At 41.0% G+C, this 19,346-nt stretch carries 19 protein-coding genes; 13 read left to right on the plus strand and 6 right to left on the minus strand.

Annotated features, from left to right (window positions below; translation table 11 throughout):
- Positions 1 to 18: 18 nt before the first annotated feature.
- The gene (locus H6614_13115) at positions 19 to 522 is read right to left on the minus strand and encodes a hypothetical protein (GenBank protein ID MCB9244609.1); all 504 of its coding nucleotides are present in this window, start codon (positions 520 to 522) and stop codon (positions 19 to 21) included.
- Positions 523 to 547: 25 nt separating this feature from the next.
- Positions 548 to 1,159 carry an NAD(P)-binding domain-containing protein gene (locus H6614_13120; GenBank protein ID MCB9244610.1) on the minus strand — a complete coding sequence of 204 codons (612 nt, stop codon included), beginning with the start codon at positions 1,157 to 1,159 and terminating at the stop codon, positions 548 to 550.
- A 78-nt stretch (positions 1,160 to 1,237) separates the two neighbouring features.
- On the opposite strand from H6614_13120, the gene H6614_13125 reads away from it, so the two are divergent.
- Positions 1,238 to 1,594: a hypothetical protein gene (locus tag H6614_13125; GenBank protein MCB9244611.1), complete on the plus strand. Its 357-nt coding sequence runs from the start codon at positions 1,238 to 1,240 to the stop codon at positions 1,592 to 1,594.
- Between the two features lies 1 nt (position 1,595).
- Here the strand turns inward: H6614_13125 and H6614_13130 are convergent, their stop codons facing one another.
- Positions 1,596 to 2,099 carry a DinB family protein gene (locus H6614_13130; GenBank protein MCB9244612.1) on the minus strand — a complete coding sequence of 168 codons (504 nt, stop codon included), beginning with the start codon at positions 2,097 to 2,099 and terminating at the stop codon, positions 1,596 to 1,598.
- Between the two features lie 62 nt (positions 2,100 to 2,161).
- On the opposite strand from H6614_13130, the gene H6614_13135 reads away from it, so the two are divergent.
- Positions 2,162 to 3,022: a hypothetical protein gene (locus tag H6614_13135; GenBank protein MCB9244613.1), complete on the plus strand. Its 861-nt coding sequence runs from the start codon at positions 2,162 to 2,164 to the stop codon at positions 3,020 to 3,022.
- On the opposite strand, the gene mscL is transcribed toward H6614_13135, so the two are convergent.
- Positions 3,023 to 3,451 (minus strand): large conductance mechanosensitive channel protein MscL, encoded by a 429-nt coding sequence (gene mscL, locus H6614_13140; protein ID MCB9244614.1) that lies wholly within the window; start codon positions 3,449 to 3,451, stop codon positions 3,023 to 3,025. It lies immediately after the preceding gene.
- Positions 3,452 to 3,522: 71 nt separating this feature from the next.
- Here mscL and H6614_13145 point away from each other — a divergent pair, with 71 nt between their 5' ends.
- The 6 genes from H6614_13145 to H6614_13170 all read left to right on the plus strand — a co-directional run bounded on the left by H6614_13145 (position 3,523) and on the right by H6614_13170 (position 8,466).
- The gene (locus tag H6614_13145; protein ID MCB9244615.1) at positions 3,523 to 4,188 is read left to right on the plus strand and encodes a DNA alkylation repair protein; all 666 of its coding nucleotides are present in this window, start codon (positions 3,523 to 3,525) and stop codon (positions 4,186 to 4,188) included.
- Between the two features lies 1 nt (position 4,189).
- Positions 4,190 to 4,705, plus strand: a complete 516-nt coding sequence (locus tag H6614_13150) for a hypothetical protein (protein MCB9244616.1) — start codon at positions 4,190 to 4,192, stop codon at positions 4,703 to 4,705.
- Between the two features lie 4 nt (positions 4,706 to 4,709).
- Positions 4,710 to 5,255, plus strand: coding sequence for a carboxymuconolactone decarboxylase family protein (locus tag H6614_13155; protein ID MCB9244617.1), 546 nt, complete (start codon positions 4,710 to 4,712; stop codon positions 5,253 to 5,255).
- A gap of 88 nt (positions 5,256 to 5,343) precedes the next feature.
- Positions 5,344 to 6,084: a hypothetical protein gene (locus H6614_13160; GenBank protein MCB9244618.1), complete on the plus strand. Its 741-nt coding sequence runs from the start codon at positions 5,344 to 5,346 to the stop codon at positions 6,082 to 6,084.
- A 160-nt stretch (positions 6,085 to 6,244) separates the two neighbouring features.
- Positions 6,245 to 6,748, plus strand: a complete 504-nt coding sequence (locus H6614_13165; GenBank protein ID MCB9244619.1) for a twin-arginine translocation signal domain-containing protein — start codon at positions 6,245 to 6,247, stop codon at positions 6,746 to 6,748.
- Positions 6,745 to 8,466 carry a GMC family oxidoreductase gene (locus H6614_13170; protein ID MCB9244620.1) on the plus strand — a complete coding sequence of 574 codons (1,722 nt, stop codon included), beginning with the start codon at positions 6,745 to 6,747 and terminating at the stop codon, positions 8,464 to 8,466. The genes H6614_13165 and H6614_13170 overlap by 4 nt, the downstream gene beginning before the upstream one ends.
- A gap of 7 nt (positions 8,467 to 8,473) precedes the next feature.
- Here H6614_13170 and H6614_13175 read toward each other — a convergent pair whose 3' ends face one another.
- A complete protein-coding gene (locus tag H6614_13175) occupies positions 8,474 to 9,535 on the minus strand; it encodes a hypothetical protein (GenBank protein MCB9244621.1) in 1,062 nt (353 codons plus the stop codon).
- 131 nt (positions 9,536 to 9,666) lie between these two features.
- Between H6614_13175 and H6614_13180 the strand changes: the two genes are divergently transcribed.
- The 3 genes from H6614_13180 to H6614_13190 all read left to right on the plus strand — a co-directional run bounded on the left by H6614_13180 (position 9,667) and on the right by H6614_13190 (position 13,637).
- Positions 9,667 to 11,025: a choice-of-anchor B family protein gene (locus tag H6614_13180; protein ID MCB9244622.1), complete on the plus strand. Its 1,359-nt coding sequence runs from the start codon at positions 9,667 to 9,669 to the stop codon at positions 11,023 to 11,025.
- 320 nt (positions 11,026 to 11,345) lie between these two features.
- Entirely contained in the window at positions 11,346 to 12,347 is a 1,002-nt protein-coding gene (locus H6614_13185) for a choice-of-anchor J domain-containing protein (protein ID MCB9244623.1), read from the plus strand.
- Between the two features lie 291 nt (positions 12,348 to 12,638).
- Complete coding sequence (locus H6614_13190) at positions 12,639 to 13,637, plus strand: choice-of-anchor J domain-containing protein (protein MCB9244624.1); 999 nt, start codon at positions 12,639 to 12,641, stop codon at positions 13,635 to 13,637.
- Here H6614_13190 and H6614_13195 read toward each other — a convergent pair.
- Complete coding sequence (locus tag H6614_13195; protein ID MCB9244625.1) at positions 13,630 to 15,081, minus strand: hypothetical protein; 1,452 nt, start codon at positions 15,079 to 15,081, stop codon at positions 13,630 to 13,632. The two genes, H6614_13190 and H6614_13195, sit on opposite strands and share 8 nt — an antisense overlap.
- 328 nt (positions 15,082 to 15,409) lie before the next feature.
- On the opposite strand from H6614_13195, the gene H6614_13200 reads away from it, so the two are divergent.
- Together H6614_13200 and H6614_13205 are read left to right on the plus strand one after the other, a co-directional pair.
- Positions 15,410 to 16,777, plus strand: a complete 1,368-nt coding sequence (locus H6614_13200) for a T9SS type A sorting domain-containing protein (protein MCB9244626.1) — start codon at positions 15,410 to 15,412, stop codon at positions 16,775 to 16,777.
- Positions 16,778 to 17,146: 369 nt separating this feature from the next.
- Positions 17,147 to 19,273, plus strand: a complete 2,127-nt coding sequence (locus H6614_13205; GenBank protein MCB9244627.1) for a T9SS type A sorting domain-containing protein — start codon at positions 17,147 to 17,149, stop codon at positions 19,271 to 19,273.
- Positions 19,274 to 19,346: the final 73 nt, after the last annotated feature.

A 19,346-nucleotide genomic window follows, 5' to 3' on the forward strand; every position in this document is an offset into this window, starting at 1 on the left:
AGTTCTACTGGACCTGGTCTAATAATGTCCTCTTATCTCGTTCACAGCTTCTGCCAATTCGTTATCCAGAACCTGCGCTAAAGATACAGCGGTGTTAGCGTTCTTCATAAACTCTTCATACCATTTCCCGCTGCCGTCATAGCTTGCAACCTCATCTTGATGCGAAGTAGCCCATCTTTCGAATCCCTGAATGTATTTACTGATCACGTCAGCGGTCGTACCAAAATTTGGATTGTTGTTTTCTATCGCCTGCGCTGTGTTAGAATTCTTATCGACTACTTTGAGATCGGCGGCTATATCGGTTATTGTCTGGTTGAAAGAATTAATGATGGCAATGTCCTCGCCAAAGAACTCCTTGCCGTATGCGCTGTTATCGGTTGCTACCGAGAAAACGGCATTGATACGGAGTGTCTGATTGCGCGCTCCGGCTAGCTCTTCCTCAAATGAGCCGACCGACTGAGCAAAGCCGTTATTTATCAAAACGGCAGTAAGTAAAATGAAAAGCAGTGATAACTTTTTCATGATATAAAATTTATTTTATAAAATATTATCTCTTCAAAACTTTGAACGCAATGTCCCTGCCCACCTTTTGGAAGATCGCAAGATTAATCCATGCGTATGCCAGCTGTTCAAGCAGATCGAATTTATCATCTCCCCCAAAATCGTAACAGTCTTCGTAGCCGAGGTCTTCCGCCAGTTTCTTTGCAGTCTCTTTCCCTTTTGCACTACTGCCCGCAACGAACATATCGGCTTTGATGCCGTTGTAATCAGGATCCTTCATTCCTTCATAGCCGATCGTATTAAAACACTTCACTACATCTTTGCTGTCTGTCCATGCTTTCAGCGCTTCACCTGTATTATCATAGGGTGTTGCTTTCGATGAGAATGAATTCATTGCATCTATTATCACTTTCGAGCTTACGTCTCCCATTTGCCTGCAAACCTCTTCCACTGCGCTGGGCGGGAGAGCCATCAATATCACGTCGGCATTTTGCGCCGCCTCGTTTATCGAGTGAAGTGATATCCTGTCAGCTACCAGATCCTTATATTTTTCATCTTCCGGGTTTCGTACACCGAGCAGTATTTCATGCCCGGCTTTTGCCCATCCGTTAGCAAGGGCAGAACCGACATTGCCGGCTCCTATAACAGCAATTTTCATTTATTTACAATTTATTTATATAGATAGATATAAACCCGTACACTTATTTCCGCATCTCATTAATAAAAATAGCGTATCATGAGTACCCTCATAAAGCTAACCATTTTACAACTATTATTAATGGTATTAATATATGGAGATTCCTACTCGCAGGAAAGCCATGGATACGTTGATATCCGCGAACTAAAGAACAGGCTCCTTACCGAGCTTAATGCCGACGGTTATATCAATGACGGGAAATACAACTTAACTTATAATTTCTCCGAAGACAAACTCCTGATCAACGGCGCCGAAGTGGATAAGAACGTTAAGCACAGGTATAAGGATATCATACTGGATTTTTACCAGCGTGATACCAATGGGATCTTCATCATGGCTAAACCGTACAAAGACGGTAAAATAAAAGGCGAGATAATAGGCATCAAGCTCGATTGAATCACCACTCACCCGCGTACTGCAATGACTGCTCACCCGTTATTTCATTGAGGTACAAATAATTCATCCGGTTTATCTGGCGGATGTGCAGGCAATCGTGCGCCAGCCAGTTTACCAGGAACCCGTACGCCGTCATCTCGAACTGCGGATTCGTCCACTTGCTTTCCCAGTTTACATCTTTTAGCGACCTTAGCCAAACGACCGAGCGCTCTCTCTCTAGGAGGAAGTTAGCCACGCTCTGTACATAATCCCTCTCCGCGTATTTTTTTGATTTGACCCATCCCTGCGGATCGATGGGCGGCGCTTCACGGTTTTCGAGCGAAGCCTTTACGCGCTCACGAAAGTCGAACTGCTCCTCGTCATATAGATGATTAACTATTTCGATCATCGACCACTTATCCGGGGCGGGGCGCCAATGGATCTGATCTCCTGTAATTCCCGTCAAAATTTCGCGAAAAACGCCGTCATTGTGTGTCAGCCGGTCTATTATGAATTTGGTGTCCATTACTCTAATAAATATTGATTTATATTGGGCTAAGTATTAACTTAATATAGTTAATACTTACTATGCTTACAAGAATTTTAATATTGATGCTTCTGATAAATATTAACGGGTTTTCACAGAAAAAAATCCCGGTTAAGATAACTCGCTCTTTCAATTCTCTAGAAGCTAACGGAATAGTGTTTATAAATGTAAAATTATTTAATGGAGGAAAGGAATTAATTAATAAAGACTTTGATGCGCTAAATGATAGTTCTTTAATTTCAATGTATGATACGATTACAATTAATAGTAATTCCAAATTACTCTGTGAAATAACATATGCTAACTCACCTCTAACAGACAGGGATAAGATAATTTACAAAAACGATTCCCTTGAATTTAATCTGAATGGAAATGAATTAAGATTATCGTTGTATTTTCTATTTGGTATAGAAGATGAATTATATAGAACTATGACAGGAATGACTGTAAGCACACTTTATGACGGAAACGATCTTGCAAAATTGATTTTTAATTCAAAACCGCTTTATCCCAGTAAGTATCTAAGCTTTAATATAATAAATACTTCACAGCAAGAAATATATGGAAACGGATCTTTCGGGAAGCATTTTTGGTCGAATATTTTTGTATATAAAAATGGTGAATGGGTAGAACCTAAAATGTTTATTGCAATGTGTGGAAATATAGGGTATGAGCCACCATTGAAACCGGGAGATACCACTAATGCTGATGTCCAGGGACTAATTATTACTTCTGATGGTATTCCGATCACACGTTATAATCATCCAGATGATCATCCTAATAAATATAGAGTAATCTCAACATTCTCAACCGAGCCAAAAGGTATTCCAATCGAGGATTCTCCTGTGTTTAAATGCATGTATACTTTTTATCAATCATCTTTAGAATTTGAGATCAAATAATCACTTCGCTTTCAGTGCATCCCTAATTTCCGTCAGCAGTTTTACTTCTTCCGTCGGCTCAGCCGGGGCTTCCTCTTTTTCTTCTTCCTGTCTTCGCAGGTTATTCATCCCTTTCACCATCATAAAGAGTACAACAACTATCAGGAAGAAACTTATCAGCGCATTAAAGAACAACCCGTAATTCAGTGTAACCGCGCCGGCGGTTTTCGCTTCTGCTACGGTAAGATACGGTCCCGGAGTCGCGCCTTCTTTTAATACCATGAAGAGTGATGAGAAGTCCAGCCCTCCCAGCATCAGTCCTATCGGAGGCATGATAACATCATTCACGAGTGAAGTGACAATCGCGCCGAACGCTGCGCCGATCATTATACCCACCGCCATGTCCACCATGTTTCCCTTGACCGCAAATTCCTTAAATTCTTTCAGCATATATTTTATTTTAATTATCGTTTAATTTGTCTTATGTATAAAAATAAAATATTTTAAGCAAATAAGGAAATATGCACCCGTATATAAAGCCACTGGAAAAACTATTTAAGTCGAAAGCCGACCCGGAGAGGGCTGAGAAGATGAGCCAGTACATGCGCAACCAGTTCAAATACTGGGGTATAATGAGCCCGGTGAGAAAAGAACTGGAACGGGAGTTTATCGGTGAATATGGATTACCGGAGGCAAAGGACCTGAAGAAAATTTCAAAAGACCTCTGGACACTTCCGCAAAGAGAATACCAGTACACAGCGCTTTTGCTATTGTCACGGACAAAGCGGCGCTGGAATGACGACATGATCCCGCTCTTCGAGTACCTTATCAAAACAAAATCGTGGTGGGATACTGTCGATGGAGTGGCGCCTTCGCTCGCAGGATATTACTTCAGAAAATTCGGCGGTACAAAGGAAGTAACGGGAAGATGGATAGAGTCGGACAATTTCTGGTTCAGACGCGCGGCGATAATATTCCAGCTTAAATACAGGCATAATACAGACGAGAAGTTATTATATTCATATATTAAAAAATGCAATCATGAAGATGAATTCTTCATCCGCAAAGCCATCGGCTGGTCACTGAGAGAGTATGCTAAGTGGAACCCGCAATCGGTAAAAAAGTTCGTCGCAAGCACCAAACTAAAACCTTTGAGCGTGAGGGAGGCATTGAAGCACATAGGTTAAAATGAAGAAGATAGTCATAATCGGCAATGGAGGAACAGGGAAGTCCACGCTCGCGACACATCTTGGAAAAAAACTCGGCATTGAACCTACGCACCTGGATAAGCTTGCCTGGAAGCCGGGTTTCGAGCACGTGTCTCTTGATGAATTCAGGGTTAAACTGAACGAAGTACTGCAACGCGATTCGTTTATTGTAGATGGCTGGTCGTATCATACTACATTGAAAAACAGGTTCGACGCGTCAGACACTATTATCTTTCTCGATTACCCTGTATGGTTTTGTTATACCTTCGCTGTGAAAAGACAGATTCAGTACGCGTTCAAACAAAACCCATACTACCCGGATAATTCCAGAGTTCTCCCTATGACCGGGTATATTTTCAAAGCAATGTGGCGTGTGTACAAGCAGTATCTTCCTGACGCAAGAGGGATGCTCGAAGAATACAAAGATAAGAAACTGGTCCTTCGTTTCACTTCACGAAAAGAACTCAAACGATATTTAAAAAATCAAAATCTATAGGGTTATGGATAATAATATTCCTTTACTCGAACCTATCGAAAAACCGGACAGCTGGATAATGAAAGCCGCATATGCCGCATCAAAGAAAATGTTTGGTAAGGTCATAACACCAATGGCAGTTACATACGCGAGAATGCCGGATGCATTACATTTCTCGAGAAAGCTCCAGGATGTAGAGGGGAAGCTCTCTATTGGAAGCGAGTTGTCTCTGCTTGTAAAAACATTAACAGCGTATATAAATAAATGCGACTTCTGCGTGGACATCGCGAAATACTTCGCCGAGAAAAAAAGCATTTCTACTGATAGATTCGACAGGATAATGAATTATAAAACCGATGGAGATTTTAACGACAGGGAAAAATCCGCGCTCTCATATGCGGAGGAAGTTTCCGTAAACGGTCATGTAAGCAAGGAAACGTTCGATGAATTAAAGAAACATTTTAACGAACGGGAGATCGTAGAGATAGCATGGATGGTCGCCGCTGAAACATACTATAATACAATTAACCATGCGTTAAACATCGGCAATGATAACCTCTCCGAGAAATGATGCAACAAATGACATAAATTGCTGATGAAATTATCACTATGTATGCGTATTTTTAGATAATCTAATTCCATAAGAAAATCCTAACAAAATGAAGACACGGTTAATCGTTGTATTATTCCTGTCGCTCGCTATTCTGGCTGGGTGCGGTAAAAAGGAGGAAAAGACCGAGGCGACCGAGCAAACCGCGGGCACTACTTCTTCTCAAGACCTTACAGGGACCTTAAAACTTTCCAAAACTGAGTACAATCCGTCCGATGAAATTAAGGTTACTTTTACTGCTGACGGAGACCTTTCTAATAATGCCTGGGTCGGTCTTATACCGTCCAATATTCCTCACGGTGATGAAGGTGTTAACGACGCAAATGATATGTCTTACAAATATGTCACCGAAAAAGGCGGCGAGATGACGTTCAATGCTCCGCTAAAGCCCGGTAAGTATGACCTGAGAATGAACTCAGGAGATAAAGATGGCAGTAAAGAAGTTGCTTCCGTTACATTTACAGTTGTTGCTAATTCAGGGGATACCGTGGTCTCACTGTCCCTAGATAAGGGATCTTACAAACCCGGTGAAGAGATCAAACTTGATTTCAGAGCCCTTCCCGACTTCGATGCAAATGCTTGGATAGGTATAATTCCATCTGATATCGAGCATGGAAGCGAAGCTGAAAACGATGCTCATGACATTGCGTATCAATATATCAGCAGTAAGACAAAAGGAACTATGACATTTAAGGCTCCTGAAAAGCCCGGGAAATACGATTTCAGGATGATGAACTCGGATAATTCCGATGCAAAAGAAATGAAGTATGTTTCGTTCACAGTAAAATAAAAACGACAAGTATTAATAACATGATCCCTTCCGCAGATTTGCGGGAGGGATTTTTTATTTATATTTTCAAAGCCCCTTATCTTATTGAAATAACGGAAAAAAAACCGTAATTTTTTAAATCTTCATAAACATCATTCTCTAACTAATACTCACCTGCCTGATGGAAAAAACTATTACAAGAAGAAAGTTTATCGCTTATTGCGGTATGAGCGCGGCAGCATTGGCGGCTTATACCACGCTTCCAAGCATCTTTACGGGATGTTCGAGCGGCTTCTCTCAAGATAAGTTCATTCAGTTGTCTGCATTTTTGACAGGATTTGATCAAGCCTCCGGTGTGTTTGACGAAAAATATGCGGAGATATACCTGAAAAGCCTGGAAAAATACCCGCCGTCAAAAACGACTATGCAGGAGCTCTTCGATACGCTCGGTGTGGACACGGTTGGGAATGTAAATGTACAGCTAACGGACGATCAGCAAAAGCTTGCAAACGAAATTATCACATGCTGGTACACGGGGAATTATACTGCTGACAACGATGAACTGAAATCTGCGACTTATGAGGACATGCTTGCATGGAAAGCAACAGGGTATGTAACACCTAATGCGCAATGTCATGGAGTAACAGGATTCTGGGCGACCGCGCCGGAAGGAGTATCGGCATGAGCGAATACAATGCAGATGTAGTAATAGTAGGAGGCGGTATATCAGGATGTATAATGGCATGGAAACTTGCTTCATCCGGGGTAAACGTATTGGTACTCGAGGCAGGCGACCGGATCGATAGAAATAAATCCATCATGGCATACATGAATGATCCCAATAGGAGCAATGACACACCTTATCCGCAAGTTGCAAACGCTCCTTTCCCGTCTATGGATAATCCGAATGATTATTACGTACAGATGGGACCGGATAATTTTCAAAGTAACTATGTAAAAGCTCTCGGCGGTACGACATGGCACTGGCTGGGAACATGCCTTAGATTTGTTCCGAATGATTTTCGTATGAAGTCGGCTTACGGCGTCATGGTTGACTGGCCCATTACTTACAATGATCTTGAGTCATGGTACAGCCTGGCGGAAAGCACCCTCCCGGTTTCTGGGAATTCGGAGTTCGATCTCGGCGCGCCAAGAAGCCAGCCTTACATGATGAGCGAGATTCCGATGACTTATTCTGATAAGATAATTCAAAAAGCATTCGAAAATCTAACTCTTCCCGATGACCCATCCATGAAGCTGGAAGTGAGAGGAACCCCGCAGGGAAGAAATTCAAAAGAATACGATAACCGCCCGGGATGCTGCGGCAGTAACAACTGCATTCCTATGTGTCCGGTTGGAGCAAAATATGACGGCTCGGTTCACGCGGCAAAAGCCGAACAAGCGGGAGCAAAAATCTTAACTAACACGACTGCTACTTTTATACAAACAAACGAAGACGCGCAGGTAACAGGAATAAAATTCAAAACTCCCGAAGGTGATGGAGTCGCCACTGGAAAGATCTACGTTCTCGCCGCGCACGCCATCGAGACACCTAAGCTTATGCTGATGTCAAAGGACGAACGTTATCCGAATGGTGTTGGAAATTCATCCGACCAGGTAGGCAGGAACCTGATGGATCACAACTGCGTGCTTAGCTATGGACTAACGAAAGACCCGGTATTTCCTTACCGCGCACCGCTATCGACAGCAGGAGTAGAAAATGTAAAGGACGGCGCATTTAGAAAGACTAGAGCCGCGTTCAGGATTGAAATCGGAAATGACGGTTGGTCATGGCCAGTCGGGTATCCTGAGGTTCTTGCTCCATGGATGCTAAAAAAATCGGGTAGAACATATAACAAAAATGCACCCGTAGGTCAGGAAACAAAAGAAACATACAGCCCGGACGAGCAGAGCAAAGATTTCTTTTATGGTAAGAATTTCCGTAACATGATAAAGCAGAACGTCGAGCGTGAGATAAGATTTGCTTTCCTGGTCGAGCAGCCGCCTGATCCGAATAACAGGATCGTACCGGACTTCGAAAAACTCGACTCATTCGGACTACCGAGACCAAAGATATACTATACAATAGACGATTATACTAAGGCAGGTATTAATGTTGCGGTCGATCTGCAGAAAAAAATGCTCGACTCACTAAATGCCACCCAACAGCATCACAGCTGGCCATATGGCGCCGGACATATTGTAGGTACAACAAGAATGGGAAGTGACCCCAAAACCTCCGTTGTAGACACGGATCTCCGATGTCACGACCACAAAAACATGTTCATTTTGGGAAGCAACACCTTCCCGACAGTCGCAGCATCAAACCCGACGCTTACTATTGTCGCGATGACACTAAAGTGTGTTGATGCAGTGCAGAAGCAACTGCAGGAAATGGAATAAGAGAATATTAATTCTCTATGTCGAGGAGTTGTAGTACCTCCACATCTCTCATCTCACTGAGATATGTGTCCAAAAAGTATTTATGTGATGCTCCTATGATAACCAAAACTTTTTGACCGGGATGCAATGCCGACGCTTTTCTTATATGTGATGCTATATTAAGATTTCTAACCTCCCATAGTGCAAGACGGCTCCTATCCAGTCCCGACGGAAGATTTGTTTTTAAAAAAATATCCCACTGCACAGCCACGTCTTCTTTAACATATTCTGGAGAATTAATATATTCATAAAGTGGAAGCAGGTTTTTACTTTTAATATTATCCTTTGTCATCTCGTCGAGCTTAACAAAAATTTCCGCACCGGCTATACTTTTGAAAATATCTAACCCCTGTAGCTCCTCTGTTAACTGCCCGGCTATTTGCAAAAAAATGTCTTTGTCTGTATGGCTATCTATGCTATACACCCTTTGCAAACCCTGCTCATAGGCAAGTTTTACTGCTATTGAATAAATTTCATTATTTGATTCAAGTTCACCATCCAGGAATGGGATAAGTTCCACAACCTCAGACTCAGTTGGATTCCTTCCGTTTTCTTTTATGTATTTCCATTGTAGCACTGCCGATGGAATGTCATATGAGGCAATTAGATATGTTATTAACTTCTCCCTCAAAGAATTCACCTTCATATTTTCTGAACTCGTTTCCATCAAATTTATAATACTATCTGCCATTAGCCGGGCGATGTCCGCCGGTATTCCCAGTTTATCCTGCATCTTCTCACCATATTCAATATTATCCTTTGCAAAAGCATCTACCACTTCGCCGTAAGATTCCTGGTTACTCTGCATATAGTTAATTTCAAAAAAAGGCAAGCTTTCTATACATACCAGATCAGGCTTAAAATCCTTAAGAAGATCAACAAGTGGATCTACATAAGAAGGCTCAAATTCTTCACCTATGGTACTAAGATGAACCGTACCCAGAACAAGAATCTGTGTTTTTTGAGTATATCCATCTGTTACCAAACAAAGCAATAGAACGAATACAGCTACCGCAGTGCCTCGCTTCATAAGCATACTTTTTTCTTATTTAGACTCTATCCTCAAAGAAGGGTTGCATATAAGTTGTTTCATATTTACTCCATAATAATCTTGCATCTATAGGGCTTACTGTATATTTTATTTAAAATTAACAGATAATTATGAAGACTTTACTAACTGTTTTATTAATGATTTTTACGGCTGTTGGTTATTCGCAGACGATTAATAATATGACTCTTGTAGGAAGTAAGAACGAATATACTTCCGGTGGAACTCCCTCCGGCTGGCACTATTCGTCATGCTGGGGATATACAGATCTCAACGGAAGGGAATACGCAATGATCGGATTTTACGGTGGAACGGCGTTTTATGACATTACAGATGCTCCAACGATCACAAACGTTGGGATGATACCCGGACCCGGATCATTTTATAACTATAGGAATATTAAGACCTATTCCCATTATGCGTACATGGTGAGTGAAGGTGGAGACGGTTTACAAATAGTCGACCTTCAATATCTTCCTGACTCCGTACACTTTATTAAGAGCTACTATTATACGGGATTTACAAAAGCACATACACTTTCGCAAAACGGGCATTATCTGTACCTTAATGGTGGTAATAATAATCCAGCCGGTGGTGTAACTATACTGGATATTACCGATCCGGAAAATCCCGTAAAAAGAGGAACATGGTCGACTAGATATGTACACGATTGCTATGTGAGGAATGACACTATTTATGCTGCGTGCATAAATGCGGGTTACCTGTCGATACTTAACGCAACGAATCCCGACAATATTACTTTAATTTCCGAGTTCACATATCCGCAGCCTGTAACACATAACGCATGGCTGTCAGCTGATGGGAATTATCTCGCAATCAGCAACGAAGGCGGTTCTAACCATACATTCCTCTGGGATGTCACAAATAAAACGAACGCCATTCAGCTATCCGAGATTATTCCTTATGAAAACTCTATGGTGCATAACGCGATAATAAAAGGGGACTCTCTTTATATGGCGCATTACAGAGGCGGAATAATTGTCTGCGATATTTCGAATAAATCAACACCGGTTGAGGTTGGTCATTATGATACTTACCCAGGTTCCGGAACTGCTTACCAGGGAGCATGGATGGTTTATCCATTCTTCTCTTCCGGAAAGATCATCGGAAGCGATATTGCTACCGGACTCTATGTATTGAAGATGGGAACAAGCACTAACATCACTAACAATAACGGAATGAACCCGGATGAATATTCATTATCACAAAACTATCCTAACCCTTTTAACCCGATGACGAGAATAGATTTCAACATTCCAAAAAGCGGGCTCGTAACGGTTAAGGTATATGATAATACCGGGCGTGAAGTTGCAACGCTGTTAAATGAAGATAGATCGAGCGGTGCGTATTCTGTTTACTTCGACGGAGCAAGTTTCTCAAGCGGTGTATATTTCTACTCTATAAAAACAGACGGCTTTACCGATACAAAGAAGATGCTTCTGGTAAAGTAGAAAAAACAAATATATGAATTTAAAAACCCCGTCTAAAACGGGGTTTTTTTATTACGAATCCTGAGAAACATTACTGATATAATAATTTTACTAGAACATTAAAATATTAAATAGAGGTGCTAAGTATATGTTAAATATATACATGTCAAATATATTCTATTTTTGGTCTTTTTTTTAACGTTTTAATTTACTTGTTTTATTGTCTTAATGGGATGTCAACCCAGATTGTTAATTAATTAACATTTATTTCTTTTAAAAAAGGGTGAAATAAATAATTTTTAAATTAATATTCATTAAATAAACAACCCTTGGGGGTACTCATGAAAAAACATTTTTCTATTTTATTTCTTGTGGCTATTGTGGTAACAGGTGTAGCTTTTTTAGGTTTTTCACCTGACGGAGACAGAACTCCGAGAACCAAACAATCCTTCGACAATCCGAAAGTTGTATATGGACCTCAATTAGGAGATAATCCACAACCAATATCTGAATCATTTGAAGCAGTAGGATTTCCACCAGCTGGATGGACAAAACTAAATCCGGACGGTGGTACTGGCTGGGATAGGCAAACTGTCGGCACAACTCCAATTCCGGGATGGAATGGCGGTGTCATAACTACTCCTCCGGGAGGTCTCACAGCTGTTGCTTTTTGTACATGGAATACAGGCGGTGCTGTTAGCAACGATCAATGGCTTGTTACTCCGCAGATCACTAACGTTGGCGCTGGTGACTCATTAAGCTTCTGGATTCAATGTCCTGGATATACTAACGGTTCTTACCTTGATTATGTATATATCATGGTATCGACAACAACTCCTACAACCGGAGCTTTCTCACCGGTAGATACTCTTTTCTGGCCTGCAGCTTCACCTGATACAAACTGGACCAGGTACGCATATAAACTTACTGACCTTGCAGGTGTAACAGCAGGATCTAACATCTATGTTGCATGGAGAGAAAAAGTTGCCGATAACTTCAACGACGGTGCTGCTATTCTTCTTGACCTTGTTGATGTAACTGTACTTACTGCTATCCAGCAAACAAGCAATCAAACTCCGGACGCATACAGACTTTCACAAAACTATCCGAATCCTTTCAACCCGTCGACAAGCATTAACTTCGACATAGCTGCTAAAGGATTTGTATCGTTGAAAGTATATGATATGCTTGGCAGGGAAGTTGCAAATCTTGTTAATAAAGAATTAACTGCAGGAAGCTATTCCTATAACTTCGATGCAAGCAAGCTTAACAGTGGTATCTATTTCTATAAACTCCAAACTGGAAGCTTCGTCGAAACTAAGAAAATGATGTTAGTAAAATAATGTCTTTAAATCTGATTTTTCAAACCCTGATCTGGTCTACGGGTCAGGGTTTTTTATTATCCCTTTCTTCAGTTGTAGCGAAAACCCCTTCACTATAAAATACCCTTAGAAAAAAATGCGTAAATTGCAACTGTAATTACAGCAATTTAGAAAATTACTTAAATTTTAGTTTTTTTATTTAATTTTTTTAACTATCTTATATTCCTTTGTCTTACACCTGGGAGGTTAATAGATTACTTTAAGTCTATGGAATCACTATATCCAATAAAAACAAAAACCTCCGAGGGTATCATGAAAAAGACTATAGCCTCATTTATAATTCTATCTGCATTTCTTGTATATCTATTCTTGATGGGATTTTCGCTTCAGGGTGATAAAGTGCCCGGTACAAGTCCTTCCGGTGACGGACAGGAAGTTGTCTTTGGTCCGGAGGTAGAAAATCCGGTGATCGGTTTATACGAATCATTCGAAAATACAACTTTTCCACCAAACGGATGGAAAAAATTTAACCCCCTGGGCGGAACGGGATGGACCAGACAGACAGTCGGCACTTCTCCTATGCCGGGATGGAATGGAGGTGTCATCACTGCTCCGCCGGGTGGTCAATCGGCAATTGCATATTGCACCTGGAATACCAGCGGATCGACAAGTACAGATCAATGGCTTGTTACTCCTAAGCTTGATAATATAAGCGACCAGGATTCACTGGTGTTTAGGATAAAGTACCCGGGGTTTTCGCATAACTATCAGGACTTCGTAGATATTATGATCTCTACTACCGGTGCAAGTATTGGATCATTTTATACAGCACACACAATGTTCTGGGCAGGCGGAACAAACGATACTAACTGGGTCAGACGTGCATTCAAACTAACCTCCTTCCCGGGTGTTACTGCGGGCTCACATGTGTATATTGCATTCAGAGAAAGAGTTTCAAATAATTACAACGAAGGCGGCGCTATCTTCCTCGACGTAACCGAGATAACAACTTTAACCAATATACAATTAACCGGATCAGGCATCCCGGATAAATTTGCACTTAAACAAAACTACCCTAATCCTTTCAACCCGTCGACAAAGATAAGATTTGATATTCCTGTTAGGGAAAATACAAAACTGGATATTTTCAATTCGGCAGGACAGCAAGTGTCTTCGCTAATTAACAAAGAGCTCCAGCCCGGTTCATACGAATATACCTTCGACGGTTCACAGCTAACAAGCGGTGTGTATTTCTATAGACTACAGACAGGCAATTTTGTGGAAACAAAGAGAATGATACTGGTCAAATAATAGAAGTTTCGATCTCCCTTATCTTTTGCAAAAGCCATGGTTTATTGATCATGGCTTTTTCGTTTACAACCTCTTCTTTCAGCTTTACAAAATCATACTCCCTTTCATCGATGCGGTTTTTTATGTCAAATAATTTCTTCGCAAAGTTAATATAATTTAAAAAGACCGGTTTTGTCGGAGCAGTTACATATCTTTCACTGTTAATAAAATGCTTGTACCCGTCTATATTGGAATAAAACGGTTCTATCTCATTCATGTCATAATATATCTTTAAATATAGGGATTTAAGCTGGTGCTTGTATGTCATTTCATCGGAAACTACTTTCGAAGCCATCTCAAGCGCTCCATCGAAATTATTAATGTGGTAGAAATAAAGCGCCCTGCAAAAAGAATAAGCATTATCTCTCCTTTGCTCCTCCAGCTCGCTTATATAATTCTCAATAAACTCGTCCACCCATTTAAATTCTTTCACCTCGAGTCCCGTTATGACCGTATTAAAATACGTTATGTGTGTCATGTACTTTCCCATCCTGTAATAACCCCTGTCTACATTTTCCCTGTACAGCTCAAAATGATCCCGTTGTAGATCTGTTTCTCCTTTATTCGCCGCATAGTAGCAGTAATTAGTGAGAGCAGTGAAAATATTCCTTTTATCTATCTCATTCAGTTTGCTGTAATGACCTCTGATTATATCTCTTAACTCTCTGTAGTGTTTGCGTTCCTGTGTTCTGCCCAGCTTATACATGTTGTAGTAATACTTAACATAAATAATATCGTTATGCTGTTCTGCTTCCACATCCAGGTATCTTTCCAGTTCTTTTCTCTCCTCCGGATTCCTGCCATAGCTAAACCTGTCCAGGTATGAATTAGAGATCTCTGTCTCCAGATACATTGCGCTGATCAGGAAATAGATCCTTAATGAATCATATATCTCCAGTTTCAGCTCGTCTATCTTTACATCGGATTTTTCATACCTGTTTTTGTGATCTAGTTCTATCAAACCGAGCAGATTCTTTCTCTCGTAATAACTCCTGTCATGGATGATTTCTCCCTCCATACTCAAAAGCAGTTTATCATATTTCTTCTCGAACAGTTTCCTTTGATCTCTCCTGACAAACTCTTCGGCAAGAAGAGAATTCACTTTAAACCTATCCCCTTTTACTTTGCAGATTACTAAAAACTCCTCTGCTCTTTTCAAAAGGTTTGACAAAAGATTTCGCATACGAGCATCATTAAACTTCTTCCCCGGATAGATCTTTGCGAATATCTTTTCCTTTGTTACCCAGCTGCTTTCAAACCGGGGATAGAATTTTTTTATCGCCCCATAAAGAGATAAAAGAACTTTGTCTTTATTGTGAAAAGGGGAATTAAGAAATAATCCGAATTCTTTAAATTCCTTCTCTGAAAAGGTTCTTAAAAGCCCTATGGATTTGCTTTCCATCATACCCAAAACTACTTATAAATAGCATACAAATCAAACCTAATAAAATGAGTATAAATCCTGTAATCATAATGATTATATGGCATTCTATTGAATAATATTACCTCCTGCATAGTGCAATTACTGAAATAATTCTTTGCTAAATCATGCTCTGATTTTTTATGTTTGATTAAAAATTATATTCCTGTGAGCAAAAGATTTTTCCATTCAACCATATTTCCCTTTGCAATTTATTCCTGGCTCACAGGACAGGCTGATAAGTCCCCAAGGGATTTAATATCTTGAGGGGACCGGGAAGCCTCTATAAAATTTCCTAATCAAGGAGGAACATATGAAAAAGTTAATTATGATCTTCGTTCTTTATGTATTCACAACTAACATTTCCTTATCACAGGCATGGATGCAAACCGGGGGCATACCCGATGGTGCAGGTGTAACCGATATTATAGTTACACCAACTGCAACAATACTGGTTTCAACTGCAAGTTGGAGTTCCCTTTCTGGTACACTTGGTGGAGTAAGGCGGTCTACAGACGGCGGAGACACTTGGGATAACGTGCTCGAGGGTTTCAATGGAAGGACTCTACACCTTGGACAGAATGGTGTTGTCTTCGCTTCATTCTGGCCCTACCCAATGGAAGAAGCAATATACCGCTCGACAAATGACGGTGTTAACTGGACGCGCCTGCACAGTGTGCCGGCGGGCGACAACATCTTTTCTATAACCTCGAAGGATAACAACAATACAATTTTCATTGGAACACGCAACGGCGTTAAGCGGAGCACAAACGCTGGAGCTAACTGGTCCTATGTGAATAGCGGGATCCCCGCAAACTCATGGGTGAGAGATCTGGAGCTCGACACATCCACGGGATACGTTGCCGCTGCCACTACTAACGGTGTGTTTATAACCACCAACAGCGGAACCAGTTGGATCTCAGCAACAGGAATTGACCCGCAGGATACGATTGTAAAGATAATGTTTGATTACCCGATTCCGGAGACAGATGACTTATTGGAGACGAGAGCAGTATACGGTTCCGATGACGGAGCTCTGTATTATTCATTCGAACAATCTATCTATACAAGCACAGTTTTGTTTGCAATTTTTTCGGATTATGAAACAACGGGCTTGGTTAGTTGTCTTGTATCAAGTCAAAACAATAGTGATTTTGAAAGAGTAAGGGCGGTCACTCAGTTCAAAAATGAGGGCGGTTTTTGGATGGCTTTGGGTGAGGCTGCATTTCAAGAATTAAACAACGGGCTCCCAAACCAAACCATGCCTTCAACGCTTTCATATTACGCAAAGACCGGCTTGGACGCGGTGAGCGAGGTAACTTTCTATCTTGGTAGTTTTGAAAATGCCGTCGATGGAGCAAAGATCTATCAGCTAACTTACGTGGTCGGAATTCAACAGATATCATCAGAGATACCCGGTTCGTACATGCTCAAACAGAATTATCCGAATCCGTTCAACCCCTCTACTAAAATAAGTTTTGACATCACTTCCAAAGCACTTACACGCTTATCCGTTTACAACTCGATAGGGCAGGAGGTAGCCGTCCTTGTAAATTCCGAACTCTCTCCCGGTTCTTATGAGTATACTTTCGACGGTTCACAGCTAACAAGCGGTGTGTATTTCTATAGACTACAGACAGGCAATTTTGTGGAAACAAAGAGAATGATACTGGTCAAATAAATTAGATTGAAAATAGAACCCCTCTTCGGAGGGGTCTCTATATAAATACCAAATCCCCCTAATATCCCCTTTCCAATTTCTAAAAACCCACTCCCTCAAAACCATAATTATCAAGTATTTCAAGAAAGGTTTACCCGTTTCTCGGCAGTTCTTTCTTCTAAAATTTTAAAGATTTTTGTTTTCTTGTAAATGCTTCAGTCCATATGTTTGGTTAGCGTTATGGTAATCGTGGTTTTTAAATCCCTCGATCGCAATTTCTTCCCCCTTCCAAAATAATTTTATCATAACGCTATATGATAAGAAGGTCGCTTTTGGGGGATTTATTATAACTGGAGCAGGTGAGTTTTTTTGAAAACAAAATATAGCGTTATGAAAAACTTTAAAACATTTTTCCGGAATCTTAACAGGGCTAAACATCTCCTTTTTGTCTTATCCGTATCGATTTCCCTATTGACCGTGACAAGGTCCTATTCACAATGGATTGCCGCTTACCCATATACAACACCAAACCTGGTGTGGAATACAAAATTCGTTAATGCGAGCACCGGGTATGCCGCGGGCAATAACGGGACCATTATTAAAACAACCGACTCAGGTTTATCCTGGTTGCCTTTAGCAAGCGGAACCACCGAAGACCTTTACTTTATTTTCATACAAAATGAAAACTCGGTATTTATCTCCGGATCATCGGGAAAACTTATTAAGTCAACCAACGGCGGACAAAGCTGGGAGAATATTGCAACGGGTACTACTTCGTACTTATCCGTTGTGTATTTCTCGGACAATACAACCGGGTATATTGCCGGTGAAAGCGGGCTCATTAAGAGATCTACTGACGGCGGAAGCGCATGGAATGATCTTACGTCAGGAACTTCGAACGATTTGAATGCTATCGACTTTGTTAATATTAATACCGGCTTTGTAACCGGAGAATCTTCTATCATATTAAAAACCACCAATGCCGGCCTGAACTGGGTGGAAAAATTTAATGATGTTTACGATCTTTATGCCCTGCAATTTCCGGACAATAATACCGGCTACGCCATTGGAGAACGTTTATATAAAACCTTAAATTCCGGTGAGAACTGGACTGAAATTACATCATACCCAGTGAACTCTTATATTAGTTCGATATATTTTTTAAGCACAAGCGAGGGCTTCACCGCTACGGATGAAGGGGAAATTATCCGTACGACAAACGGAGGAACGAGCTGGGGTATTGTCAATCCTGACGGCGTATTGAGCTTAAACTCCATCACCTTCCCAACATCATCTACCGGCTATGCCACAGGAGAGGGGGGTTTGATGCTGAGATCGACAAACGGCGGCTTGAACTGGATGGACCTTTCCGGAGGAATACATAATAATCTTAGATCCCTTACTTTCACAGATCAAAATACCGGGTTCATCGTAGCAGCTGGAGGAGTGATATATAAAACAACAGATGGCGGTACTGCCTGGGTACAAAAAGACAGCGGTGCGATTAACTTTATGTTAGATGTGACTTTTCCTGTTCCGGATACCGGTTATATCTGCGCCCAGGTTGGAAAAACATTTAGGAGTATAGACGCAGGTGAGACGTGGACCGAATTTGCAAGCGGATCATCTTTTCCACTAACGGCAATCTCTTTCATTAATTCAAAGACCGGATATACAGCAGGGTGGTCCGGGAATATGTATAAGACAACTAATGCGGGAGTCAATTGGAGTCCTGTAACATCCGGTACGACTGTTACGATAAATTCATTAACCTTTGCTGACGAATCTACAGGGTATTTCTGCGGTAATACAGGTGTGATCGGGAAAACTACTAATTCGGGCAATACGTGGCAGCTTCTTACAACTGGAAGCAGTATACATCTTCAGGATATAGAATTTACGGATCCTTCCAATGGAATGGCAGTTGGCGCGACTGGCACAGTACTTAGAACAACAAACGGAGGGACTAACTGGCAGTCGGTCTCGACAGGCTCGGTCCAGCAGCTTAATGATATTTCTCTCCCAAACAGTTCAACCGGCTATACTGTAAACACAAAAGGAGGAATCTTTAAAACTACCAATGGAGGCTTAAACTGGTTCCAGCAAACTTCTCCCACTTCCGAATGGTTGTACTCTGTCCATTTTACAGATAGCGAGCATGGTATCGCCATTGGTGATAATGGAATTATACTAAAAACTACTAACGGCGGGACAACCTTCCTAAACCCGATCTCCGGAACTATACCCGCAAGGTTCGATCTCGAGCAAAACTATCCGAACCCGTTCAACCCATCGACAAAGATCCGTTTTAATGTTCCCGGAAATACGGATGGAATTATTAAGTTGGCAGTATATGACATCACAGGAAGGGAGATCTCCCTTCTTGTAAACTCCAAACTCTCTCCCGGCTCATACGAATACACTTTTGATGGCTCGAAGTTCTCAAGCGGGGTTTATTTTTACAAACTCCAAACTGCAGAGTTTGTTGAAACCAAAAGAATGGTATTAGTTAAATAAACGGATCTTACTTATTCATATTTAAAAAGGATGCCTAAAGGCATCCTTTTTTATTGATTATTGAGCATTAGTA

This window comes from Ignavibacteriales bacterium, from assembly GCA_020635255.1.
In the GTDB taxonomy this organism is placed as follows: domain Bacteria; phylum Bacteroidota; class Ignavibacteria; order Tepidaquicellales; family Tepidaquicellaceae; genus JAEYVS01.

What these genes read in the sequence shown, in the direction of transcription:
- H6614_13205 (MCB9244627.1), top strand. Translation starts at nt 17,147, where the DNA reads ATGAAAAACTTTAAAACATTTTTCCGGAATCTTAACAGGGCTAAACAT.
- H6614_13120 (MCB9244610.1), bottom strand. Translation starts at nt 1,159, where the DNA reads ATGAAAATTGCTGTTATAGGAGCCGGCAATGTCGGTTCTGCCCTTGCT.
- H6614_13150 (MCB9244616.1), top strand. Translation starts at nt 4,190, where the DNA reads ATGAAGAAGATAGTCATAATCGGCAATGGAGGAACAGGGAAGTCCACG.
- H6614_13190 (MCB9244624.1), top strand. Translation starts at nt 12,639, where the DNA reads ATGAAAAAGACTATAGCCTCATTTATAATTCTATCTGCATTTCTTGTA.
- mscL (MCB9244614.1), bottom strand. Translation starts at nt 3,451, where the DNA reads ATGCTGAAAGAATTTAAGGAATTTGCGGTCAAGGGAAACATGGTGGAC.
- H6614_13180 (MCB9244622.1), top strand. Translation starts at nt 9,667, where the DNA reads ATGAAGACTTTACTAACTGTTTTATTAATGATTTTTACGGCTGTTGGT.
- H6614_13145 (MCB9244615.1), top strand. Translation starts at nt 3,523, where the DNA reads ATGCACCCGTATATAAAGCCACTGGAAAAACTATTTAAGTCGAAAGCC.
- H6614_13155 (MCB9244617.1), top strand. Translation starts at nt 4,710, where the DNA reads ATGGATAATAATATTCCTTTACTCGAACCTATCGAAAAACCGGACAGC.
- H6614_13200 (MCB9244626.1), top strand. Translation starts at nt 15,410, where the DNA reads ATGAAAAAGTTAATTATGATCTTCGTTCTTTATGTATTCACAACTAAC.
- H6614_13175 (MCB9244621.1), bottom strand. Translation starts at nt 9,535, where the DNA reads ATGAAGCGAGGCACTGCGGTAGCTGTATTCGTTCTATTGCTTTGTTTG.
- H6614_13115 (MCB9244609.1), bottom strand. Translation starts at nt 522, where the DNA reads ATGAAAAAGTTATCACTGCTTTTCATTTTACTTACTGCCGTTTTGATA.
- H6614_13185 (MCB9244623.1), top strand. Translation starts at nt 11,346, where the DNA reads ATGAAAAAACATTTTTCTATTTTATTTCTTGTGGCTATTGTGGTAACA.
- H6614_13125 (MCB9244611.1), top strand. Translation starts at nt 1,238, where the DNA reads ATGAGTACCCTCATAAAGCTAACCATTTTACAACTATTATTAATGGTA.
- H6614_13195 (MCB9244625.1), bottom strand. Translation starts at nt 15,081, where the DNA reads ATGATGGAAAGCAAATCCATAGGGCTTTTAAGAACCTTTTCAGAGAAG.
- H6614_13165 (MCB9244619.1), top strand. Translation starts at nt 6,245, where the DNA reads ATGGAAAAAACTATTACAAGAAGAAAGTTTATCGCTTATTGCGGTATG.
- H6614_13160 (MCB9244618.1), top strand. Translation starts at nt 5,344, where the DNA reads ATGAAGACACGGTTAATCGTTGTATTATTCCTGTCGCTCGCTATTCTG.
- H6614_13170 (MCB9244620.1), top strand. Translation starts at nt 6,745, where the DNA reads ATGAGCGAATACAATGCAGATGTAGTAATAGTAGGAGGCGGTATATCA.
- H6614_13130 (MCB9244612.1), bottom strand. Translation starts at nt 2,099, where the DNA reads ATGGACACCAAATTCATAATAGACCGGCTGACACACAATGACGGCGTT.
- H6614_13135 (MCB9244613.1), top strand. Translation starts at nt 2,162, where the DNA reads ATGCTTACAAGAATTTTAATATTGATGCTTCTGATAAATATTAACGGG.